This window comes from Mycobacterium sp. 236(2023), assembly GCF_029623955.1.
Classification (GTDB): domain Bacteria; phylum Actinomycetota; class Actinomycetes; order Mycobacteriales; family Mycobacteriaceae; genus Mycobacterium.
Map to the genome: position 1 here is coordinate 30,518 of NZ_JARSBP010000016.1, position 20,263 is coordinate 50,780.

Consider the following 20,263-nt stretch of genomic DNA (forward strand, 5'->3'; position numbering starts at 1 on the left):
TCGGGGGCCGGTGAACAGGGACAACAGCCCTGCCCGCCGCCAGCGCCTCCGTCGTCGCACGGATCTGGCCCTGCACCGTCGTGGCCCGGATCGCCCCCGCAAGCCCAGCCCTGGTCTCCGAGCGGTCCCCCGCCCCCGCCGCCGCCACCGAGTCAGCCGTACCCACCCGCACCCGACGGCGGATACCCCGGTGCGCAGCAGCCCTACCCCGGCCAGCCCTGGAGTCCACGCGGCTATGGGCTACCTCCTGTCATGCCCCGCCGGAAGAACCGCACCCCGCTGCTTCTCGGTCTCGGTGCCGCGGCCGTCGTGGTCGCCCTCGTCGTCGGTGCCGTCGTGATCGTCAGCGGCGGCTCCGGCGGCGGCGCAGACACACCCAGCGAGGCCGTGCAGGAGTATTTCGAGGCCTTAGCCCGGGGGGATGCGCAGGCGGCGCTGGCCCTCGGCGAATCGAAGCCGCCGGATACGACGTTCCTGACCGACGACCTCCTCAAGAAGCAGAGTGAGCAGATGCCCGTCACCGACATCAAGACGTTGGGTGAAACGCCGGGCGCCAACGGTGCGGTGATGGTCGAGGTGTCGGTCAGGTTCGGCGACTCCACCACCAGCGACAAGATCCCTGTACGTGAAGTGGATGGCGGTTGGAAGCTTCCGCACGCCGCGCTGAAACTGGATCTGGGCCGCAACAGCAACATCTACAAGCCTGAGCTGTTCGACTTCGTGACCATTTTCGGTCAGCCCGCTCCCAAGAGCGGTGTCGCGTACGTGTTTCCTGGTCCGGTGGAACTCGGATCGTCGAACCCTAACATCGCGATCACAGCCAACAACATCGGGACGCCGGGAATGATGAACATCTTCCTCGGCTTCTCATCGCAGAACGTCCAGTTCGACATCTCGGAGGAAGGCCAATCCGCCATCCTCGAGGCGATCATGGCCAAGGTCACCGAATGCGCGAAATCCAAGCAGCCGGCACCTCCGAATTGCCCGATAGGGATCGAAGTTTCGGGCCTTGTGCCCGGGACTGCCCAGTGGTCCGTCCCGAACAACTTCGACACCTTCAGCGCTGACTTCCTGAATCCCCAGACAGGTGTCGTTCAGTTCTACGGCTCTCTCAACCTCGGTCTGCGCGTACAGATGGACCGCGGCCAACTGTGGGACACGCCGATCTCCGAGTACCTCACCGGGGAGGCCGACATCACGAAAACTCCCCCGACCATCACCTACGGACCGTGACGCCGTGACCACACCGCCGAACTGGCCGGGTCCGACCTCCGGAGCGAACCCATGGCCGCCGCACACCGGGCCGCACGGCGACTACCCGCCGCCCCCGGTCGGCGCACCCCAATCGGGCTGGAACCAACCGGGATACGGGTACGGCCCGGCACCCGCGTTCCCGCCGCCACCGCCAATTGCGCCGCGCCGCAACCGCACACCACTGATCATCACCGCAGCGGCCGCCGCCGTGCTGGTGATTATCGGCGTCATCGTCGCTGTGGTGGTCACCACCGGCGACAACGGCCCCGGCAGCGGTGGGAACGCCACCGAGGTCGCCAAGACCTACCTCGACGCCCTGACCCGCGGCGACGCGTCGGCCGCGCTGGCACTGAGCGCCACACAGCCACCGAACTCCGACCTGCTCACGGACGACGTGCTGCGCCAACAACTCGACGCCCTACCGATGTCCGGCATCGAGATCCTCGGTGAGACCACCGAACCGGGCGCCGGCCCGGACCGAACCTCGGTCAAGATCGCACTGATGTTGGGAGACAAGCGCACCGAATCCAGCATTCGCATGGTCCGCTCCGACGGCGAGTGGAAGCTCGATAGCTCCTTCGTCAAGGTCAGCACCACCGCCAGCGTCGAGACCAGCACCGCCACCACCCTCGTCGCGTTCGGCGCGCCGGTGGGCGGCAGCAGCGAGTTCTACGCGTTTCCCGGCCACCTCGACCTGACCTCATCGAGCCCGTTCATCGACGTCAATCCCGTTGCGCCGCTGAGCTTCGACGACTTGGGCAGCATGGAGTTGCTCGAGGCCAAGTACTCGATGAACGAGGCCGGCCGACTGGCACTCGAGGACGCGGTTATTGACCGCTACCAGCCCTGCTACGGGGACATTGGCCCCAAGCCGGCCCAATGCGCGATGAACACGTTCGACCCCACCCTGGATGACTCCACTGCCAAATTCACCTCACCGCTGGATGTCGCCGGCCTGACCTACACCTTCGAAGGCACCCTGACCTCGGCGATGGTCAGCGGCAGCATCAAGAACGTGCAAATCACCATGCGCCGCACCGACGGCCAGACTGTGCCGATGACCGCCGATCTCGCCATCTTCATGATGGTCGACATTGGCACCGACCCACCGAAGGTACTGACGAAATGAGCTGGGCGTGACCAACTTCGGAGGACCCAATCCCATCGGCGGCGGCCACCAACCGCCGCAGCCGCCGCACGGCGCCCCGCCGCCCCCGAACCAGCCGCCGCCGGGATGGCAACCGCCCCCGAACCAGCCGCCGCCGGGATGGCAACCGCCCCCACCGACCCCGGCCGCCCCATACCCCGGTCCGCCCCCGGCGGTCCCCTACCCCGGCCATCCGCCCACCACTGACCGCCAGGATTTCTCGTATCCCCCGCCCAACTACGCGCTGCCCCCACAACTTCCGCCGCAGCGGCCGCCGGGCCGCCGCCGGCTGATCCTCACCCTCGCAGGCGCCGCCATCGCCGTAATTCTGGTCGTCACCGGCATCGTCATCGTCACCTCCAGCAGCGAATCCGGACCTGCCACCGCCGGCGACACCGTCCAGGCCTACCTGGAGGCGCTCGCCCGTGGCGACGCCCAAGCCGCGCTGTCCTACGGGCTCATCGCGCCCCCGGATAATACGTTCCTCACCGATGAGGTCCTGAAAAAGCAGATCGAAAAAGCCCCGATCACCGACATCCAGATCGTCGAATCCAGCGACACCGGCAAGGTTCACGTCATCGCCAACTTCGGCGACTATGCCGTCGACGAGGACCTTTACCTCAAACGCGACGGCGACGGCCCGTGGAAACTCGAAACTGCTGCCCTGCCCCTGAACTTCCGCAACGAGAACGCGCCCGCTGGTGTCGGGCTCATCGACGCCGTCACCATCTACGGCGAGAACATTCCGAAATCCGGTCGCCCCTATGTCTTTCCGGGACCGATCGAGTACGGCAGCTCGAACCCCAACTACACCGTGACCATCGATAATCCGGTCTACCTGCTCAACCACATCCCGTGGGGTGCCAACCTCAACTACCGGTTCGACATCACCGATGCAGGCAAAGAGGCCGTGAAGAAGGCCATGATGCCCGTCGTCGTCGAGTGCGCGAAATCCACCGAGCTGTCCGTCCCGGACTGCCCGCAGCGGGCGCGAATCCCGGGCATGGTTGAGGGCACCGCGACCTGGGAGCCGCCGACGACCCTCGACGATGTCGAGTTCGTCAGCTTCATCCACAACTGGGACGGCATGCAGTCCGTCTCCGGCTCCATCACTTTCCCGGGGATCATTCACCGCGATAACCCGCCCCGAGACGAGCCAACGAACCGGCCCTTCTCCTTTGCGGGAAATGCCGACATGGCCAAACAGCCACCGGTTTTCACCTTCTACATGCCGCTGAGATAGCTGCCGCATCCCCAGACCTGTTGCCCCACATGATGAGAGAGCCATGACGACTTCGACCCGCGTCCAGCCCAACAGAGACGAGATGGACGGCGCGCACCGCATCGCCACCGCGATTGCACAGTCGTTCGCCGCCAAGATCGTCGGCCAGGACGAGCTGCGCGAAACCATGCTCATCGGTCTGCTCACCAGCGGCCACATCCTGCTCGAAGGCGTCCCGGGCCTGGCGAAGACCACCGCCGCCCGCGCGCTGGCCGACTCCATCTCCGGCGGGTTCGCCCGCATCCAGTGCACCCCGGACCTGCTGCCAGGCGACATCCTCGGCACCCAGATCTACGACTCGTCAGCGAACGCCTTCGTCACGCGACTGGGCCCCGTGCACACCAATATCGTGCTGCTCGACGAGATCAACCGCTCCAGCGCCAAGACGCAGAGCGCCATGCTCGAAGCGATGGAGGAACGCCAGACGACGATTGCCGGGACGGCGCACCCGATCCCGGAGCCATTCCTGGTCATCGCGACCCAGAACCCGGTCGACCAGGAAGGCACCTACCCTCTCTCGGAAGCCCAGACCGACCGCTTCCTGCTCAAAGAGGTACTGCGCTACCCAACCCCCGAGGAGGAAGCCGAGGTCATCTTCCGCATGGACGCAGGCGTTTTCGACCGCTCCACGCCAGCCCGGCCGGTGATCAGCCTCGACGATATGCGCCACCTGCAGCGGCTGACCGCCAACATCCACCTCGACCCGGTGCTCGTGCACTACATGACCCAACTCGTCCACGTCACCCGCCAGCCCGACCAGTTCCTCCCGCCGCAGCTGGCCCGCCTCGTCGAGTACGGCGCCAGCCCGCGGGCCACCGTCGCTTTCGCTCGTGCTTCCCGGGCTGCGGCACTGCTCGCGGGACGCAATCACGTGCTGCCCGACGATATCCGGCGCATCGCGACCCGTGTGCTGCGGCACCGGCTCATCCTTCGCTTCGAAGCGCTCTCCGCCGGCGTGACCGCCGAAACCATCATCGACGCGGTCCTGCAGTCGGTGCGGGTGCCCTGAGGGCGCGCCCATGGGAATCCGCCTCAACCGTGCGCTGGCCGCGTTCGGTCCCGACACTCGCGGCATGCTCGATGGCGGCCGCTACGCCCTGTTGCACACCCGCAGCATGGAATTCGACGATCTGCGCCCCTACGTTGCCGGCGACGAGATCCGCGACATCGACTGGCGCGCCACCGCCCGCTCGGGCGAAGTGCTCGTCAAACGCTTCGTCACCGAGAAGCATCACAAGATCCTGATGGTGTGCGACGCGGGTGCCAACATGTCGGCGCTGGCACCCAGCGGCGAGGTCAAACGCGACATCGCCGCTACGGTGCTCGGCGCGATCAGCCTGATCGGGATGCGCCGCACCGACGAAATCGGATTGGTGTTCGGCGATTCCGGCGGCACCGGCGATGTGCGGCCGCGCCGCGGCGAAGCGCACCTGGAGAGCATGCTCGACCAGTTCTACACTCGCACCCTCGGCGACGTCGGGCCCAGCGACATCGTCACCCAGCTCGACTACGTCGCCGCCAGCCACCGCCGCCGGCTGCTGCTCGTCGTGGTCAGCGACGAACCCGACATCACCGATCGCCTCGACGAAGCCGTCCGCACGTTGGCCGACCGTCACGAACTGCTGTGGATCGCCATCGGCGACATGCCCGCCGTCGGCGGCGAGCACGGCGAACAGGAGGCCTACGACGTCGCCAGCGGACGGTTCGTCCACGACGGCACCCACCTGGGCGCGGCGGTGCTAGCGGCCTACCGCGCCGCCGAGCAGCGCCGCACCCGCGACCTCGACGACTTCTTCCTCACCCGCGGCGTGCCGTTCGTGCGGGTCAACGCCAGCAACGAAATCCGGTCCGCGATCGTGGATTTGACGGAGGCCTACGGCCATGCCCGGCGATGATCTGCTGCGCTTCCTCGGCGGCCCCCTGCCCCTGTCGGCATGGTGGCCGGCCATCGCGGTGCTCCTGGTGATCCTCGTCGCCGCGTGGTGCGCCGGGGTCTGGGTCTGGACGCTGCCGCCAGAGCGGCTGCGCACCATCCCGCTGCTGCGCAGCGTGCACACCACCCTGCTGCGGCGCCGCTTTCTCCACTCGATCCACGACACCACCCAGCGCTTCCACGAGCGCGCCCTGACTCCCGCGCAGGCCAGCGCAGCCTATGACCGCGCCGTGCGCAGCTTCCTGTCGGTGCACACCGGTGTCCGCGCGCAATACCTGCATCTGGACGACCTCGCCCAGACCGGCGCCGCGAAGGCCGCTCCGCTGCTGGCGGCCTTTGACGACGCCCAGTTCAACAACCAAACCCGCAGCGACGTCACCGCATTGGGGCGATCCGCCGAAGAACTGGTCCGCACATGGATCTGAGATGGTGGCCGATCCTCGTCGCGGGACTGCTGTGCCTGATCGTCGGGGCAGTCGCCGCGTGGCAGCTTCCGGTGGAACGCATACAGCGCAACCTGCGCCCGCTGGCCCACGTCGACCGACTGACCCGGTTGCCCGAATTCGCTCGCGTGCAAAGGATTTACGTGCTGTCGATCGCCGCGACCACGGCGCTGCTGGCGACCGCGTTCCTGGCCGCCATCGTCGCCGCCGCCCGGCCGGTCGAGCTCGCTGCTGACGACAACCGCTACGACACCACGCACCCCCGCGACATCATGCTCTGCGTCGGCCAACCGGTCACCGACCCCACCACCGCCGACCTGCTCAACTTCTACGCCGACCAGGCGAAGGCCTTCACCAACCAGTCCCTCGGCATCACCTCGCCCAACCAGCGCGTCATGCCCCTGACCCGCGACCGCGGCTACGCCGAGCAGCGGCTGCGCTACTTCGCCGACATGGCGCGCATCCAGCAGGACCTCGACACCCGCAAGGACGTCCCGATCGAGCAGCGCCTCGAACTGGCCGCCGGCATCGACTCGTTTGCCCGCGCCGTCACCTACGTCGACTACGCACCGAGCATCGAAGATGCCCTCGCGCTATGCATGTCGGGGTTCCCCGACTTTGCAACACGCTCCGAGCATCGCCGCCAGGTCGTTTATGTCGGCTACAGCCAGTGGCGTACCGACGACGAAACCCGGCCCCCGCTGTATGACTCCGGCCAGATCCAAGCCATGGCCCAGGAAGGCGGCATCCAGATCAACGCGATCTCGCGCGCCGACGTCGCCGAAACCTCCACCGAGGACAACGATCTGCTGCGCGAGTTCACCGAGGCCACCGGCGGCACCTTCGAGTTGTACAACCCGGCCGGAACCGCCGGCGGCGACGCGGCGGTCCTGACCGACAAGCTCACCCGGATCAACGACAACCCGTCGGGCGCATCGCGCGCGGGCACCGTCGAAGCCTCGCCCCGGAACCTCGACGCCCCGCAGACCGCGCTCGCCGTTGCCGTGATTGCCGCAGCGCTGCTGTCCATCTCGTTGGTGGTGCTGCGGCGATGACCTTCCTCCCCGTGCTGCCGGCCTATCTGCTCGCTTCTCTCGCCGTCGTCGTGGTGATCCTGCGACTGGTCACCCTCTACCGGCTGCTGACACGGGCAGCGCCGGGACGCTACCGCCGCGTCGTCCTCCGCTGGTCCGGATTGACGGCAGCGGTGCTTCTGCTGGTGCTGTCCGCCTACCGGCCCGGGATCCCCGACGGCCAGGAACGCGCCGAGTCGGGCGCGGCCTACGTCCCCAGCATCAACGTGTTCTTCGTCGTCGACCGCTCGCTGACCTCCCGCGTCGCCGACTACGGCGACGGGCAGGCGCGCATGGTCGGCATGCGCGACGACATCGCCGTGCTTATCGAGGTCTACCGCGGAGCACGGTTCAACCTGATCGGCTTCGCCACCGAAGCGGACGTCGAATGGCCACTGTCACAGGACGAATGGAGCTTCCGCGCTTACGTCAAGACGCTGGCTGCCTACTCGCTCGTCCCGTACGACGCACTGGATTTCATCGACCCGACCACCGCCGACGACGTGCTGACCAGCCAGCTGCGCGAAGCCGAGCGACAGTACCCCGACGGGACCAACGTGGTCTACTACCTCGGCGACGGCGCCGTCGGATCGCAGGCCCAACCATCGCCGTTCGACGTGCCGTCCGAGCTGATCGCCGGCGGTGCCGTGCTGGGCTATGGGACCACTGCCGGCGGCGCGGTGCCCGCCAGCATCGCCGACGGCCGCAGGCTCTACTATGCCGAACCGGGAACCTCCACCCTGCTCACCGCCAAACTCAACGAACCGCAGCTCACCGACATCGCCGAGAGCCTCGACATGGAGTACCACCATCGCGAGGCCGGACAACCCATCCGATCGGTGCTGCCGGCGATCGACTCCGGCTACATCCCGGACACCCCCGCCGGCCCCGAACCCGCGCCCATGCGCACCGAGCTGTACTGGATCTTCGCCCTGCTCGCGGCCGCTTTGTTGCTCGTTGAGGGCATCCTGACAGTGCGCGAGCTGCGCCGAAACCGGCTCTCCCGCAGCGACATCAGCCCGGGCCGGGTGATGAACCGATGATGCTGCGCGAAGCGCCTCGCCACTTCGCCCGCGTTGCCGCCGGGCGCATGCGGGCATGGTGGAACCCGAGGCGATCGCATCAGCGCCTGCGGCGCCGTCTGCTCGTCTTCTCCGCGCCCGTACTGGTGCTGCTGCTCGCCGCGGCCGGCGCCGCCGCGCACATCGCCCGGGTCGGTGACGCCACGCAGGAGGCGTTCGCCCGCCAGGACGTCGACGCGCTGCGCGCCAACGTCGAACAGCTCCGCGGCTACGGGGTGATCGACGACGCCGTCGTGACTTTTGCTGAAGGAGACGTCCTCGTCCTGGACGGTCTACTGGCCGACGCCGACGCCCGGTTCACCGACGCACTGGCGCAGATCGAGGACGCCGAGGCGTGTCCGGTGCGGGTCAATCTCGAGCTCGTCCGCGAAACCCTCGGTGACATCGCCGTCACCTCCGGACGCCTCGATGACGCAAACACGCTGTACCGCAACGCCATCACCGTCATCACCGACGCCGCCGCCGGCTGCTTCGACGGCAACGCCGATCCCAACGAGGAGCGCCGCGCCCTGCGCGCGGACGCCAAGGCACGCCTGGAACGCAAACTCGCCGTGATCAACGCCCCGCCCCCGCCCCCGCCGACGGCCGCTCCCCCGGTCGCCGACCAACCCCCGCCACCACCGGGCGCGCAAGGCGGCGAGCCGCAGGGGCCGCCGCCAGGGCTGCCGCCGATCGCGCAACGCGAACCGGGGCAGGGCCCCGGAACCGCACCGCTACCGCCGCTGCTGGGCGAAAACCTGCCCAGCCCACCACAACTGATGCCAGTTCCCGGACCCGCTCCCGGCCCGGGCGAACCGCCCCCGACACCCCCGCCGCTCGGATCCGGGGTCGCCGACCCCAACGCCCCACAGGCGATCCGCATCATGGGTGAGGTCGGGCCCGACGGCATCCCGATCGGCGACCCCAACACCGCCGGTCCCCCGCTGACCCTCGGACCCGTCGACGGCGAAGGTCAACTCGGGCTCCTCGAAAGACTCCTGGAAGACGCCAACTCCTACAGCGGCGACCGTGAATGACCACCAGGCCGGCCAGAGCTCCAAGGGTGCCTACAAGATCGGACGGCAGGACCTCAGCGGCCGCGGTGGCGAATGGCTCCGAAAGGATATCTGAGCCACAGACGGTGACAGGCAATAAGACTCGATCACTTCTTCGCGATGGCAAGGCTTACTCGCGCGGACGCGAAGGGTGCTTCCCGGGCATTGCTGCGCGAAACCTGCTGATTGCGCCAACGATCGGTTGATAGTAGGGCCTGTCGGCACCTCGTATGTCGCAGCGGCCGCTCGACCCTCGACGGGAGGCAGCCGACCGGTTCGGACCCGGCGACGCCGAATCCGTTGGCCGCGTTGACGACACACAGCCTCGGAGGACAGCTACTATATCGTGACGTTTGCGGTCCAACAGCCGCGACGAAGGCGCAAGACCGGATCGACATCCGGGCCGGGCTCGGCGCGAAGTGTGAACGCTGTGGGGAGGAAGCGCGAATGTCCGCCGGTCGTGCCGATTACGCGCTGATCTCTGCCAATGACTTGGTTAATGACCACGCACTGTCATTCTCACGGCAACCTTACTTGCGGCAGATGTTCGACAGCATTCAGAAGGCCTCGATGCCGCTGACTCTGCTTATCGGAGCTGGATTATCTATGAATAGCGGACTGCCTAGTTGGGGTGAGCTAGTTAATCGCCTGGCAGCGTCGATTCAGGACAAAGAGATGGCCAGGCTCGTGGCGTCCAACGAGGGCGACCAGATCCGTAGGGCGGAGATCGCGCTGACCCTCGCGCACAGTCTGAACAAGAATGCTCATACTCACGAACTGATCCGAGACGCCCTCTTTCCTCCGAGCGCACTTGTTGTGCCAGGACCGTTGGCCAAGTCTCTGGCCCGGCTGGTTGCCGTTCGCGCGGGAACGGTTCGGATTATCACTACAAACTTCGATCGAATCGTCGAACAGGCGCTCGAGGAAGTGCTGGGCACAGCTGTCGAAGCGTTCGGCCTTTCCGAGAAAGACCAATGGCGTCAGCACTGCGAGGCTGGAGTGATTTCCGTCCTGCACGTTCACGGGATGGTGACGCAAGCGGTCGGCAAACCCGAAGACACCGTCCGACACCCGTTGGTGCTTACTCAATCGCAATTCCTGACGCATGGCGCCGCTGTCCGCGATGTCATTGCCGACGCCCTTGATGGGGCGGTCGGCCTCTTCGTCGGAGTTAGCCTCACCGACCCCAATGTCATCGCGCCGCTCTACCAGTCCGCTGGGTCGGATCCGGCATACACCGTGCCGGATTCGTCGAAGGGGCGTAAAGATTTGCACCGCTACTCGATATCGGTGATGACGCCGGTCACCGGGGCTGCCGACGACCTACAGCAGGCGGCCTATGTGACGGCTTCGGCGCATTTCATCGACCGGAAATTGAACGTTAAGCCGATTTTGCTGAAGTCGTTCTCCCAGGTCAATCAGGTGGTAGCCGACATGTCGCTGGCGTTGCGTTATCCCGATCTGTATAAGAGCAGACCCAGCGGTGGGCGGCCATCACTACGTTATGGGAACCGTTACAAATCGGCGATCTCAACAGCCTACGGATGGCTCGGACTTGACCGGCCGCCCTACGTTCCTGTTGGTGACGCGTCGGCCGAAATCACCGAGCGGCTGCGGGCGGGGCTGTCGCCGATCCGGACATATTTGCGCCGCGTTGCACGAGGGCACGGACTGTCCTATCCACGTGGGGCTGAGGAGAACTTCCAACTGTGTTTATGGCTGCGGCGACTCGATGCGGTCAGCCACGGGCCGACCTACTCGCTGGAACTCATTGGATCCTCGACCTTCCAGAATCGTGAGCCGTGGGCCATGAGACGGGAGGTACCCATATCGTCCGACTCTCCGTACGCCGCCGCGCAGGCAGTCTTCGACGGGTTGCCCATCACAACGAATCTGGACGGAAGCAGAAACTCAGGGCTCTGGCGTGGCGTTATCGCTGTTCCGATCACCGTTGGCGGGTTCGCTGTCGATGGCGAAGAGTCTGGGCAAATGCTCGATCAGCTCACCATCGGGGCTCTCACCCTGGATTCGACCCACTACGCCGATGGCACCGATGCCGAGGCAAACGAGGAAATGAGCCGACGGTTGGGGGTCTTGAGCTACCTTGATGAGAACGAGACCGATGCGCTGCTTACGAAGATCTATCAGGCAGGCGCAGCAGTGTTGCTCAACGGCGCCTAAGCTACTTCGGTCCGGCTGCCCTAAGCTTGCTGGCCTGCGGCACTCGGGTGACGTCGACCTTCCCTGACAGGATCACATACTTCTTGCCGCCGGCACGCTTTGACGGCGATGCAGCAATCGTGCCGGTCTTCGCCGCCACTTTCGCGATCTTCGCCATGTGTTGTCCCTCTTCCGCCGTACCTCGGCAATCACTTGGATGCTACACGATGCGACTTTGCCGAAACTCTGAGACGCACTCTAGCGGGCCCTTGACACGGGTGAGTCGGCGACACGGCTTTGCCCCTGCAAGAGCCTCCGATCGAAACTTCACTTCGGCAGCGCCGCCCTCTCCGGACACGGGCCGATCCCGCCACTGCCGCTCTTTGCTCACCGCCCAGACGTAGGAAAGCCGCCGTGCACCGTCAGTCGCGTCGCGGAGGCGACGCCGCCACTGTGGCGGTGCTACGGGGCCGGGACCCGACTGTTCAGGAATGTCGATTAGCCCAACCGTCGTCGTTGTGAGCGAACAGCAGCAATTCGCGCTCCCAAGCGCGCATCCGGCAGATGTTGAGGAGTCGGCGACCAAGAACGATCAGCAGCGCCACGAAAGCCATCGAAACCAGCCAAACCACAAACGCGGTGCCCGCGGCGAAGAGCTTCGCATCTTGCGCCGTCCGTGGTCGGTCCACGACAGACCCCGCATCGTCGAGCCATACGGTCATCGCTGCGCCGCGTGTAACGGTGCCCGGACTCATGACCTCGGCAAAGCGCTGCTGTGCGCCGTCGAGCCATTCCACACGAACTTTCTGCGGCGCATCGGAATCAGCCGCCACGCCATGGCTGCCGTCCACCACCTGCGCCTGCACGGCGTGTCGGTCGTAGGCGTCGGCTCTGACAATCTGCAGCTGAGTCGCATAACTGGACTGTCCCACGCCCAAAGCGAACACCGTCGCCACAAGCGCGGCCGCAACTCCTACGGCGGTCAGCAGCACTTCGAGCCGGTCAGTGCCACGTACCAACGGGTTGGACGCGATGTGACGCCACCATCGACCCGCACGCACCGACACTGCTCACTCGCTTCACGTTGGATTACCGGCAACGGGTCACGTTCACCCTAGTGTTCAGGGTGTCACCGAGCGTTGCTCGGACGCCAGTTGTGGACGGCCATCGCGACCGAAATCACACGACCGCCGCCCACGTCGAATGCGTGCGGACCAACCGTGCGTTGCCAGCCGGTTGACTGAGGACCGCTACGGACGGGAACGATGGCGTGCGAGACGCCCGATGGTACGCAAACACCGACCGGCATGGTGTTTGCGCCCACGCCGCCTGCGGAGACCTCCCCAGGGCAGGGTGTGCCTTCGCAGCGTTGGGTGTCGGCAGGGTCTGGACTCGCCATTTCACGGCGCGAAAAGTCGCTGGAGACGACCGATGCCTTCGCTGATGTCTCGGTCCGAGGCTGCGAATGAGAACCGCAGATAGCCAGTCGGCCCGAAGGCCTCGCCGGGTACCGCGGCCACTTCGGCGCGGTCGAGAATCAACTCGGCCAGATCCAGCGAAGTGGAAACACGGCGGCCTCCCCAGGGGCGGCCAAGCAAACCCCGGACGTCTGGGTAGATGTAGAACGCGCCGTCGGGGCTCGGCACCGTCAAGCCTTCGATCTTCGAGAGCCCGTCGAGCATGAGCTGGCGTCGCCGGCCGAATGTGTTGATGAATTCGGCGACTGGCTGCTGCGGCCCCGTCAAGGCCGCGAGCGCAGCGCGCTGAGCGATGTTGTTGACGTTGCTGGTGAGGTGCGACTGCAGGTTGGTCGCCACTTTGATGACGTCGGCAGGTCCGATCATCCATCCGACGCGCCATCCGGTCATGGCGTACGTCTTCGCGACACCGTTGATCACGATCGTCTGTCGCGCGAGGTCGGGAACTTCTTCCACGACCGATGCTGCCCGCAGGTCGCCGTAGACCAGGCGTCGGTAGATGTCGTCGGAAATTACCCAGATGCCGTGCTGCAGTGCCCATTCGCCGATTGCCCGCATTTCCCCGGTGTCGTAGACCATCCCCGTCGGATTCGACGGCGAGACCAGCACCAACGCCGTCGTCCGTGCAGATCGGGCGGCTTCGAGTTGGCTGACTGTGACCTTGTAATCCTGGTCGGCCCCGGCGAACACTTCGACCGGAACGCCCTCGGCGAGCCGGATCGCCTCGGGATAAGTGGTCCAGTATGGCGTCGGGAGCAAGACTTCGTCGCCGCGATTGAGCACGGTCTGAAAGGCCTGGAAAACGGCCTGTTTGCCGCCATTGGTGACGAGCACCTGCGAAGGATCAACTCGCCAGGAGCAATCACGCGACGTCGCGTCGGCGATCGCCCCGCGGAGTTCGGCAAGCCCGGCCACGGGTGTGTAGCGATGGTTGGCGACGTCGTGCAGCGCCCGCGCCGCGGCGTGAACGACGTGGTCCGGGGTGGGAAAGTTCGGCTCACCGGCTGCGAAGCTGATCACGGGTCGGCCAGCAGCTTGGAGAGCCTTGGCTTGAGCATCAACCCTGAGCGTCGCTGACTCCGACAGTGCGATCAGCTTCGTTGAGATTCCGCTCGGCGCGGCGTGTGCAGAGCCCATGTGAGGTTCCTTGGGGGTAAGGGGCTAGATGTCGGAGATGAGGCCGTCCCAACGATCTTTTGCCGTAGTGAATTTCGCGCGAGTCGAGGCGTTGTCGTGACCGGAGTCGCTGCGTCGAGTCGCGACTTCGTGCGTGCATCGACCCACAGCACTTCAACGTTCGGCGATTACTGTCACCCAGGGATGGGTGAATTCGAATGCACCGTCTGCCCGGCGTCTGGGGTGCATGCCGGTACTGCGGCCACCCTTGATGTCTTCTTCTAATCGGGACACGATGGCGGCGCGCGCATCCGGCGGGGTCTGAGTGCGTTGCAGCCAATCGCTGAGATCAACAGCGATCTCGGCGGTTTCGCATCGCCGAACCGTGGCGCCGGCAGCGATCAGCATGGCTTCGATCTCTCGCTGATCGAGGGTGCGGTGGTGGCTGGGGTCACGTAAGCGTTCGAGTCGGTTGGTCGCCTCGGCGGTGTCAGGCGACGCGACGACCATGTCGGCCACGACGACGGTGCCTCCGGTGCGTGCTACTCGGACCATTTCGTGGATCATCAACTCAGGGTCTCGGACTTGATGCGCGGCCAGGCGGCACACAACGAGGTCGAATTGGCGGTCTATCCAGGGCAACGCGCCAGCGTCGCCCTGTTGAAAGGTGATGTTTCGCAGCCGTTCTCCGTCTGCGAGCCGCTGGCCTTGGTGCAGCATTTCAGGGGTCAGGTCAAGGCACACGACGTGGGCCACGTGTGGTGCGAGTGCTCGTCCGAGGTGACCGGCACCGGCGGCCACGTCCAGCGCGACATCGTGGGTTTGCGGTGCGATGTGGCCGGTGATCCAGTCGAGCCCGTCAATCGCGAATCCAGTCGCATCGAACGTTGTTGCTTGGCGCCGGAATTGGTCGCGAATCCGATCATTGTGGTCGCGTGTCATCCCACTCATTCTGCCCAAAAGTATCCTTTCGGAGGCGCCCTTTGGGGCAGATCCCGATAAGTCTTGGCACCGACACCGCATCCTCGGTGGACTGCCCGTGCGCAGGAGCGGCTAGGCGTATCAGACATCAGCTTTTCGGTACCCAGAATACAGTTAAAGCCCTTGCGTAGGGCCATCTTCGGGCGAAGGGCGTTCTGGGCCCTAGATGCGCCGCCGGTGCTTCCCGCTCGGCTATGCTGAGCGGGTCTATCAGTCGGCGGGTGCAGCACTGCCCTTGCTGTTCATCGGAGTGGCGTTGTGATCGATTTGCGCACGGATACGGTAACTCGACCAACCGACGGTATGCGCCAGGCGGTCGCCCACGCCGAGGTCGGCGATGAGCAGAAAGGTGAGGATCCGACGACGCGGGCGCTCGAAGAGCGGGTCGCGGCATTGGTCGGTTCGGCGTCGGCGGTGTTTGTTCCTTCGGCGACGATGGCGAATCAGATTGCGTTACAACTGTGGTCTCGTCCCGGTGATGCGGTGGTGGTGCCCGCCCAGAGTCATCTTGTTCATAGTGAGGCTGGTGGGCCAGCCGCGTTGGCGGGGCTGATGGTGCAGGCGGTGGACAGCGTTGACGGCACTTTTGACTCTGCAGTGTTGGCGCGTGTAGTCACCGCGGGCGCAGTTGAGACGCCTCGCACGGCACTGGTCTGTGTGGAGAACACCCACAGCAACTTTGGTGGGCGCGTCTGGCCGCTCGCTCGCCTCGACGAGGTTCTCGCGGCGTCTCAATCACTGGGTGTGCGAATGCATTTGGACGGAGCACGGTTGCTCAATGCCGCTGTGGCCACGCGCGCCTCCCCAGCCCGTGTCGCTGAGGGCTTCGATTCGGTAACAGTGTGCCTATCGAAGGGTTTGGGGTGCCCACTGGGGGCCCTGCTTGCCGTGCCGCGCGACGTTGAGGTCGAGGCGCGGCGGATCAAACAGCGGTTGGGTGGAGCGATGCGTCAGTCCGGCATGCTGGCAGCGGCGGGAATCTATGCGTTGGACCATCATGTGGAGCGTCTCGCCGATGACCATGCTCGGGCTCGGCGGCTGGCCGGCCTACTCGCCGACTCCGACCTGGCGGTCGATGTGGCCGCCGTCGAGTCCAATGTGGTCGTGGTGGACGTCGCTGCGACGCGCTGGGACCGGAAATCGTTCCTCGACAGGCTTCGCGCTGAAGGCGTGCTGCTGTCGGCACTCCCGTCACCATCGAAGTTGCGTGCGGTGACACATCTCGATATCGAGGACGCCGACATCGAGGATGCTGCCCGCGTCATCCGCCACGTCGCGCAAGAGGTGCCCCAATGACCAAGAACCTCAATGACTCTGTCGCAGGCACGCCCTAGCGCGCTCCGACCATTTCGTCGCCATCGATCTCGGCAGTGTCACCGAGTCGCCACAATTCTGCCGGGTCCTGCTGCGTTGCCAGGGATTTCGCCGGCGCGCTTCGGCTGTGCGACAGTCGCGATGACTCCGCGGTTCGCTTTGAGGTGCCGCCCGAAGGGTCAGATGGGCTAGCGGCGTTCCCTCATGGGGGAACAATGCGGCGCCTATGCAACAGCGACGTCGGTGCTGTCCACGATGTTGGTCAGTGTCCCGATGCCGGATATGGCCACCTCGACGCGGTCGCCCACCTGCATCGGGCCGACGCCGGCCGGGCTGGCGGTCAGGATCACATCTCCGGGGTTCAGGGTGATCCACCGGGTTATCCATTCGATGAGTTCAGCGACACCGAACACCATGTCGTCGGTACCGCACTGTTGAACCGTGTGTCCATTGAGCTGAGTGGTGATGCCTAACGCCTGCGGATCGGCGATGTCGGTTTCTATCCACGGCCCCATCGGGCAGAAGGTGTCTGCGCTTTTGGCGCGCGTCCATTGGCCATCACCGCGGAAGTCGCTGGCGGTCACATCGTTGGCGCAGGTGTATCCGAGTACGTATGCCAGCGCGTCACACGCCTTGACATGACTGGCGGTTCGGCCGATGACGACGGCGAGTTCCCCTTCGTACTCCAACCTGTTCAGTCCTACCGGATAGCGGATGACATCGTGCGGCCCGGCAATGGTGTTGAGCCCTTTGAGGAACAGCACCGGTTGACTGGGCGCGGCCAGGCCGAGCTCGGTCAACTGGCTCCGGTAATTCGCGCCCGCACAGACGATCATCTGGGGCTGGCACGGGCTGCGCAGTTCGACGTCGTCGACGGCGGCGACAGCAGATCCAATCTGGGGATCCGACCAGTGGCCGTCGAGTTGGTGAACGGTGTCACCGACCAGGACGCCCCACCGCGGCGCGGCGGCCGGATTCTCAGTGAATCGGATTATCTGCACTTCGAAGGGTCCTGTCCTCTGATGCCGAAACGAGTGCTTCGGCGATGAGTTCCACGGGGTGCCACGCCGATCGGGCGGTGCCGTGGAAGATCTGCTCCCGGCACGAGGTTCCGGTGGCCGCGATGACGGCGTCGCCTCCGGCGGCCTCGATCGCCGGGAAGAGACGATCCTTGCCGACCTGCAGCGAAATTTCATAGTGCTCGGCTTCGTAGCCGAATGACCCGGCCATGCCGCAACATCCGGCGTCGATCTCTTCCACCTGACACCCGGGAATTCTGCGTAGCAGTGCCAGCGTCGCGGCGGTACCGACCTCGGCCTTCTGATGGCAATGCCCGTGGTAGGCGATCGTTCGCCCGCTGAGCCACGAATCGGGTGCCAGAACCAACCGGCCGTCGTCGATCGCTTCGGTCAGTAGCTCCTCGACTTGACGGACGCGACTGGCGACGTCCCGCACCTTCGGATCGTCGGGAATCATCGCGACATGCTCGTCGCGCAGCGTGAACAGGCAAGACGGTTCGCATCCCACGATCGGCGACCCGTGGGCGGTGTTATCGGCCAGATCGGCGATCATTGCGGCGGCTTTGGCTTTGGCCTGATCCACGAGTCCTTTGGACAGCGCCGATCGTCCGCAGCAGCCGCTGCTCACCAGGTTCACCGACCACCCCGACCGTTGCAGCAACTCGATTGCGGCGCGGCCGATGTGCGGCTCGGTGAACGAAGTGAAGGAGTCGGCCAGGAAATTGACCGAGCCCACGCTCGCAGCCGGTTGTGCCGCCTTACCGGTACGTGCGTACCAGCGCAACAAGTTCACGAACTTGTACTGCGGCATCGGGCGTTGCGCGGCAATGCCGATCGTTTTCTGCATCGCCCGGCGAACCCACCGGCTTCGCCCCGGGACGTTGGTCAGCGGCGCCAGGGCCGAGCCCATCCGGTTGAGGGTCCGAATAGATCCGAAGACCCTCGATCGCAGCGGCACTCCGTGCAGATCGTGGTAGTGCGAGAGGGTTTCGCTCTTGAGCTTGGCCATGTCAACACCCAGCGGGCATTCGGCCTTACACGCCTTGCACATCAGGCAGAGGTCGAGGATGTCGTGCAGACGCTCGTCGCCCAGCGCGGCCTTGGGGTCGGGTTCGGAGAGCGCCTTGACCAATGCGTTGGCCCGCCCGCGGGTGGCGTGTTCCTCTTCGCGGGTCGCGATGTAGGACGGGCACATGGCCCCGGTAGTGCTCTTGCGGCACAACCCGATGTTCATACAACGGTCGGCGGCCCCCCTCATCCCGCCGAGCACGGTGAAGTCCAGCCGCGTGTTGAGCAGACCCGCAGGAGGAAGGTTGGCATCGCGCAGATTCTCCGTCATCGGCGGCGCATCGACGATCTTGCCCGGGTTCATCCGTTGCTGGGGGTCGAAGAGCTGTTTGACGTCACGCATGGCTTCATAGAGTTCGTCGCCGAAAATTTCGCGGTTGAACTCACTTCGGGCCAGCCCGTCGCCGTGCTCGCTGGAGTTGACTCCACCGAACTCGGTGACCAGATCCTTGATCCGCTCAGCCACCGCCCGCATCCGCACGATCTCGTCGGGTTTGGTCAGGTCGACGAAGGGCCGGATGTGCAAGCAACCCACCGAACAGTGCCCGTAGAAGCCGGCATTCATGTCGTACTCGTCGAGGATCTCGGCGAAGCGGGCGGTGTACTCGGCCAGCACTTCGGGGGGCACGGCGGTGTCCTCCACAAAGGCCAGCGGGCGGTTGGCGCCCTCACTGGCCGCCATCAACAATCCCAGACTGGACTTGCGCACCTTCAGCAGATCCTTCTGCTGCGCAGCGGTTACCAGCCTGAGTGTGTGATAGCCGTGGCCGTGACGCTCCCACAGATCGATCAACCCATCGAGGGCCTGGAGCAACGCTGCCTCGTCGTCACCGGCGAAGGACACGAACAGCAGAGCAGCCGGATCGCCGACGAGAACGTTGCCGAGGCCCGCGTACTCGATCTTCTGCCGCGACAGGTCCAAGATGGTCTTGTCCATCAGCTCGACCTGCGCGGGCTCGCACGACAAGGCATCGGTGGTCGCCTCGATCGCTTTCTGGGTGGTCTCGAAATGTCCGACGGCGTACACGGTGAACGCAGGTTTGGGAACCAGGTCGACTTCAACCTCGGTCGCGATGCATAGGGTGCCTTCACTTCCGACGACGAACTTGGCCAGGTCGAACGGGGTGGCCTGATCGGCGATGCGGTCCAGGCGGTATCCGCAGGCTCGGCGCCAGAACGGAGGAAAGCCCGTCGCGATCGCCTCCGCGTTCTTCTCCACGATGATGGGAAGCTCGCGGTACAACGCGCCTTCCAGGGTTGGCCGGCTGGCGCGGCGGTGCCGTTCAAGGTCGTCGACGGGGGCGAATGTGGCCGTGGAGCCATCGGAGAGCACAACCTCCATCGAGCGGATGTGATCGATGGTCATGCCGAAGCGCAGGGAGCCGCTGCCGGCCGAGTTATTGCCGAGCATGCCGCCGATGGTGGCGCGGTTACTGGTCGAGGTGTCGGGCCCGAACATCAAGCCGTGTGGTGCCGCTGCCTTGTTGAGGTCGTCCTGCACGACCCCGACCTGCACCCGTGCGATGCGACGGTCGGGATCGATGTGCAGGATCTTTCGCATATGCCGGGAGCAGTCCACGATGATGCCCGCTCCAATGGTCTGACCGGCGAGGCTCGTGGCCGCACCGCGAGGGGTCACCGTGAGCCCTCGCGTTGCCGCGATGCGTACGGTGGCTGCGACATCGGCGGCGTGTCGGGGGAACACCACGCAGACCGGTGCGATGGAGTACATGCTGGCGTCGCGGGAGAAGAGGTGGCGTGAGTAGTCGTCGGCGGCCACCTCCCCTTCCAAGGCTGCGCCGAGCTCCTCGATGAGCCCGTCAGGGATCGCTGTCACGTCGGACCGCGCCTCGTTGATGGTCATGGTGTGTTCTCGTTC

General features: G+C 65.4%; 17 protein-coding genes. 11 read left to right on the forward strand and 6 right to left on the reverse strand.

What is annotated here, in order from left to right:
* Positions 1-252 precede the first annotated feature (252 nt).
* The 10 genes from P9A17_RS32615 to P9A17_RS32660 all read left to right on the forward strand — a co-directional run bounded on the left by P9A17_RS32615 (position 253) and on the right by P9A17_RS32660 (position 11,429).
* Positions 253-1,233: a hypothetical protein gene (locus tag P9A17_RS32615; RefSeq protein WP_278042953.1), complete on the forward strand. Its 981-nt coding sequence runs from the start codon at positions 253-255 to the stop codon at positions 1,231-1,233.
* Between the two features lie 4 nt (positions 1,234-1,237).
* The gene (locus tag P9A17_RS32620) at positions 1,238-2,383 is read left to right on the forward strand and encodes a hypothetical protein (protein ID WP_278042954.1); all 1,146 of its coding nucleotides are present in this window, start codon (positions 1,238-1,240) and stop codon (positions 2,381-2,383) included.
* 7 nt (positions 2,384-2,390) lie between these two features.
* Complete coding sequence (locus tag P9A17_RS32625; protein ID WP_278042955.1) at positions 2,391-3,644, forward strand: hypothetical protein; 1,254 nt, start codon at positions 2,391-2,393, stop codon at positions 3,642-3,644.
* Between the two features lie 43 nt (positions 3,645-3,687).
* Positions 3,688-4,692: an AAA family ATPase gene (locus tag P9A17_RS32630; protein ID WP_278042956.1), complete on the forward strand. Its 1,005-nt coding sequence runs from the start codon at positions 3,688-3,690 to the stop codon at positions 4,690-4,692.
* A 10-nt stretch (positions 4,693-4,702) separates the two neighbouring features.
* Positions 4,703-5,578, forward strand: coding sequence for a DUF58 domain-containing protein (locus P9A17_RS32635; RefSeq protein ID WP_278042957.1), 876 nt, complete (start codon positions 4,703-4,705; stop codon positions 5,576-5,578).
* The gene (locus P9A17_RS32640) at positions 5,565-6,041 is read left to right on the forward strand and encodes a hypothetical protein (RefSeq protein ID WP_278042958.1); all 477 of its coding nucleotides are present in this window, start codon (positions 5,565-5,567) and stop codon (positions 6,039-6,041) included. The genes P9A17_RS32635 and P9A17_RS32640 overlap by 14 nt, the downstream gene beginning before the upstream one ends.
* Positions 6,032-7,114, forward strand: coding sequence for a hypothetical protein (locus P9A17_RS32645; RefSeq protein ID WP_278042959.1), 1,083 nt, complete (start codon positions 6,032-6,034; stop codon positions 7,112-7,114). The genes P9A17_RS32640 and P9A17_RS32645 overlap by 10 nt, the downstream gene beginning before the upstream one ends.
* Positions 7,111-8,175: a VWA domain-containing protein gene (locus tag P9A17_RS32650; protein WP_278042960.1), complete on the forward strand. Its 1,065-nt coding sequence runs from the start codon at positions 7,111-7,113 to the stop codon at positions 8,173-8,175. Before P9A17_RS32645 ends, P9A17_RS32650 begins: the two co-directional genes overlap by 4 nt.
* The gene (locus P9A17_RS32655; protein ID WP_278042961.1) at positions 8,172-9,230 is read left to right on the forward strand and encodes a hypothetical protein; all 1,059 of its coding nucleotides are present in this window, start codon (positions 8,172-8,174) and stop codon (positions 9,228-9,230) included. Before P9A17_RS32650 ends, P9A17_RS32655 begins: the two co-directional genes overlap by 4 nt.
* 465 nt (positions 9,231-9,695) lie before the next feature.
* The gene (locus P9A17_RS32660; protein WP_278042962.1) at positions 9,696-11,429 is read left to right on the forward strand and encodes an SIR2 family protein; all 1,734 of its coding nucleotides are present in this window, start codon (positions 9,696-9,698) and stop codon (positions 11,427-11,429) included.
* 1 nt (position 11,430) lies between these two features.
* Here P9A17_RS32660 and P9A17_RS32665 read toward each other — a convergent pair whose 3' ends face one another.
* The 4 genes from P9A17_RS32665 to P9A17_RS32680 form a co-directional block, all read right to left on the reverse strand.
* On the reverse strand, positions 11,431-11,586 hold the full coding sequence (locus tag P9A17_RS32665) for a hypothetical protein (protein ID WP_278042963.1): 156 nt from the start codon (positions 11,584-11,586) through the stop codon (positions 11,431-11,433).
* A 307-nt stretch (positions 11,587-11,893) separates the two neighbouring features.
* A complete protein-coding gene (locus P9A17_RS32670) occupies positions 11,894-12,475 on the reverse strand; it encodes a hypothetical protein (RefSeq protein ID WP_278042964.1) in 582 nt (193 codons plus the stop codon).
* A 333-nt stretch (positions 12,476-12,808) separates the two neighbouring features.
* A complete protein-coding gene (locus tag P9A17_RS32675; protein ID WP_278042965.1) occupies positions 12,809-13,906 on the reverse strand; it encodes a pyridoxal phosphate-dependent aminotransferase in 1,098 nt (365 codons plus the stop codon).
* A 270-nt stretch (positions 13,907-14,176) separates the two neighbouring features.
* Positions 14,177-15,025, reverse strand: a complete 849-nt coding sequence (locus P9A17_RS32680) for a class I SAM-dependent methyltransferase (RefSeq protein WP_347403872.1) — start codon at positions 15,023-15,025, stop codon at positions 14,177-14,179.
* A gap of 216 nt (positions 15,026-15,241) precedes the next feature.
* Between P9A17_RS32680 and P9A17_RS32685 the strand changes: the two genes are divergently transcribed.
* A complete protein-coding gene (locus P9A17_RS32685; protein ID WP_278042967.1) occupies positions 15,242-16,279 on the forward strand; it encodes a GntG family PLP-dependent aldolase in 1,038 nt (345 codons plus the stop codon).
* Positions 16,280-16,521: 242 nt separating this feature from the next.
* On the opposite strand, the gene P9A17_RS32690 is transcribed toward P9A17_RS32685, so the two are convergent.
* Both P9A17_RS32690 and P9A17_RS32695 read right to left on the reverse strand, forming a co-directional pair.
* Positions 16,522-17,298 (reverse strand): fumarylacetoacetate hydrolase family protein, encoded by a 777-nt coding sequence (locus tag P9A17_RS32690; protein ID WP_278042968.1) that lies wholly within the window; start codon positions 17,296-17,298, stop codon positions 16,522-16,524.
* Positions 17,276-20,248: an FAD-binding and (Fe-S)-binding domain-containing protein gene (locus tag P9A17_RS32695; RefSeq protein ID WP_278042969.1), complete on the reverse strand. Its 2,973-nt coding sequence runs from the start codon at positions 20,246-20,248 to the stop codon at positions 17,276-17,278. The genes P9A17_RS32690 and P9A17_RS32695 overlap by 23 nt, the downstream gene beginning before the upstream one ends.
* Positions 20,249-20,263: the final 15 nt, after the last annotated feature.

Bases quoted from the DNA above. Each gene is read 5' to 3' on its own strand.
- P9A17_RS32615 (WP_278042953.1), top strand. From the start codon at position 253: ATGCCCCGCCGGAAGAACCGCACCCCGCTGCTTCTCGGTCTCGGTGCC.
- P9A17_RS32630 (WP_278042956.1), top strand. From the start codon at position 3,688: ATGACGACTTCGACCCGCGTCCAGCCCAACAGAGACGAGATGGACGGC.
- P9A17_RS32635 (WP_278042957.1), top strand. From the start codon at position 4,703: ATGGGAATCCGCCTCAACCGTGCGCTGGCCGCGTTCGGTCCCGACACT.
- P9A17_RS32640 (WP_278042958.1), top strand. From the start codon at position 5,565: ATGCCCGGCGATGATCTGCTGCGCTTCCTCGGCGGCCCCCTGCCCCTG.
- P9A17_RS32645 (WP_278042959.1), top strand. From the start codon at position 6,032: ATGGATCTGAGATGGTGGCCGATCCTCGTCGCGGGACTGCTGTGCCTG.
- P9A17_RS32650 (WP_278042960.1), top strand. From the start codon at position 7,111: ATGACCTTCCTCCCCGTGCTGCCGGCCTATCTGCTCGCTTCTCTCGCC.
- P9A17_RS32655 (WP_278042961.1), top strand. From the start codon at position 8,172: ATGATGCTGCGCGAAGCGCCTCGCCACTTCGCCCGCGTTGCCGCCGGG.
- P9A17_RS32660 (WP_278042962.1), top strand. From the start codon at position 9,696: ATGTCCGCCGGTCGTGCCGATTACGCGCTGATCTCTGCCAATGACTTG.
- P9A17_RS32665 (WP_278042963.1), bottom strand. From the start codon at position 11,586: ATGGCGAAGATCGCGAAAGTGGCGGCGAAGACCGGCACGATTGCTGCA.
- P9A17_RS32680 (WP_347403872.1), bottom strand. From the start codon at position 15,025: ATGCGGTGTCGGTGCCAAGACTTATCGGGATCTGCCCCAAAGGGCGCC.
- P9A17_RS32695 (WP_278042969.1), bottom strand. From the start codon at position 20,248: ATGACCATCAACGAGGCGCGGTCCGACGTGACAGCGATCCCTGACGGG.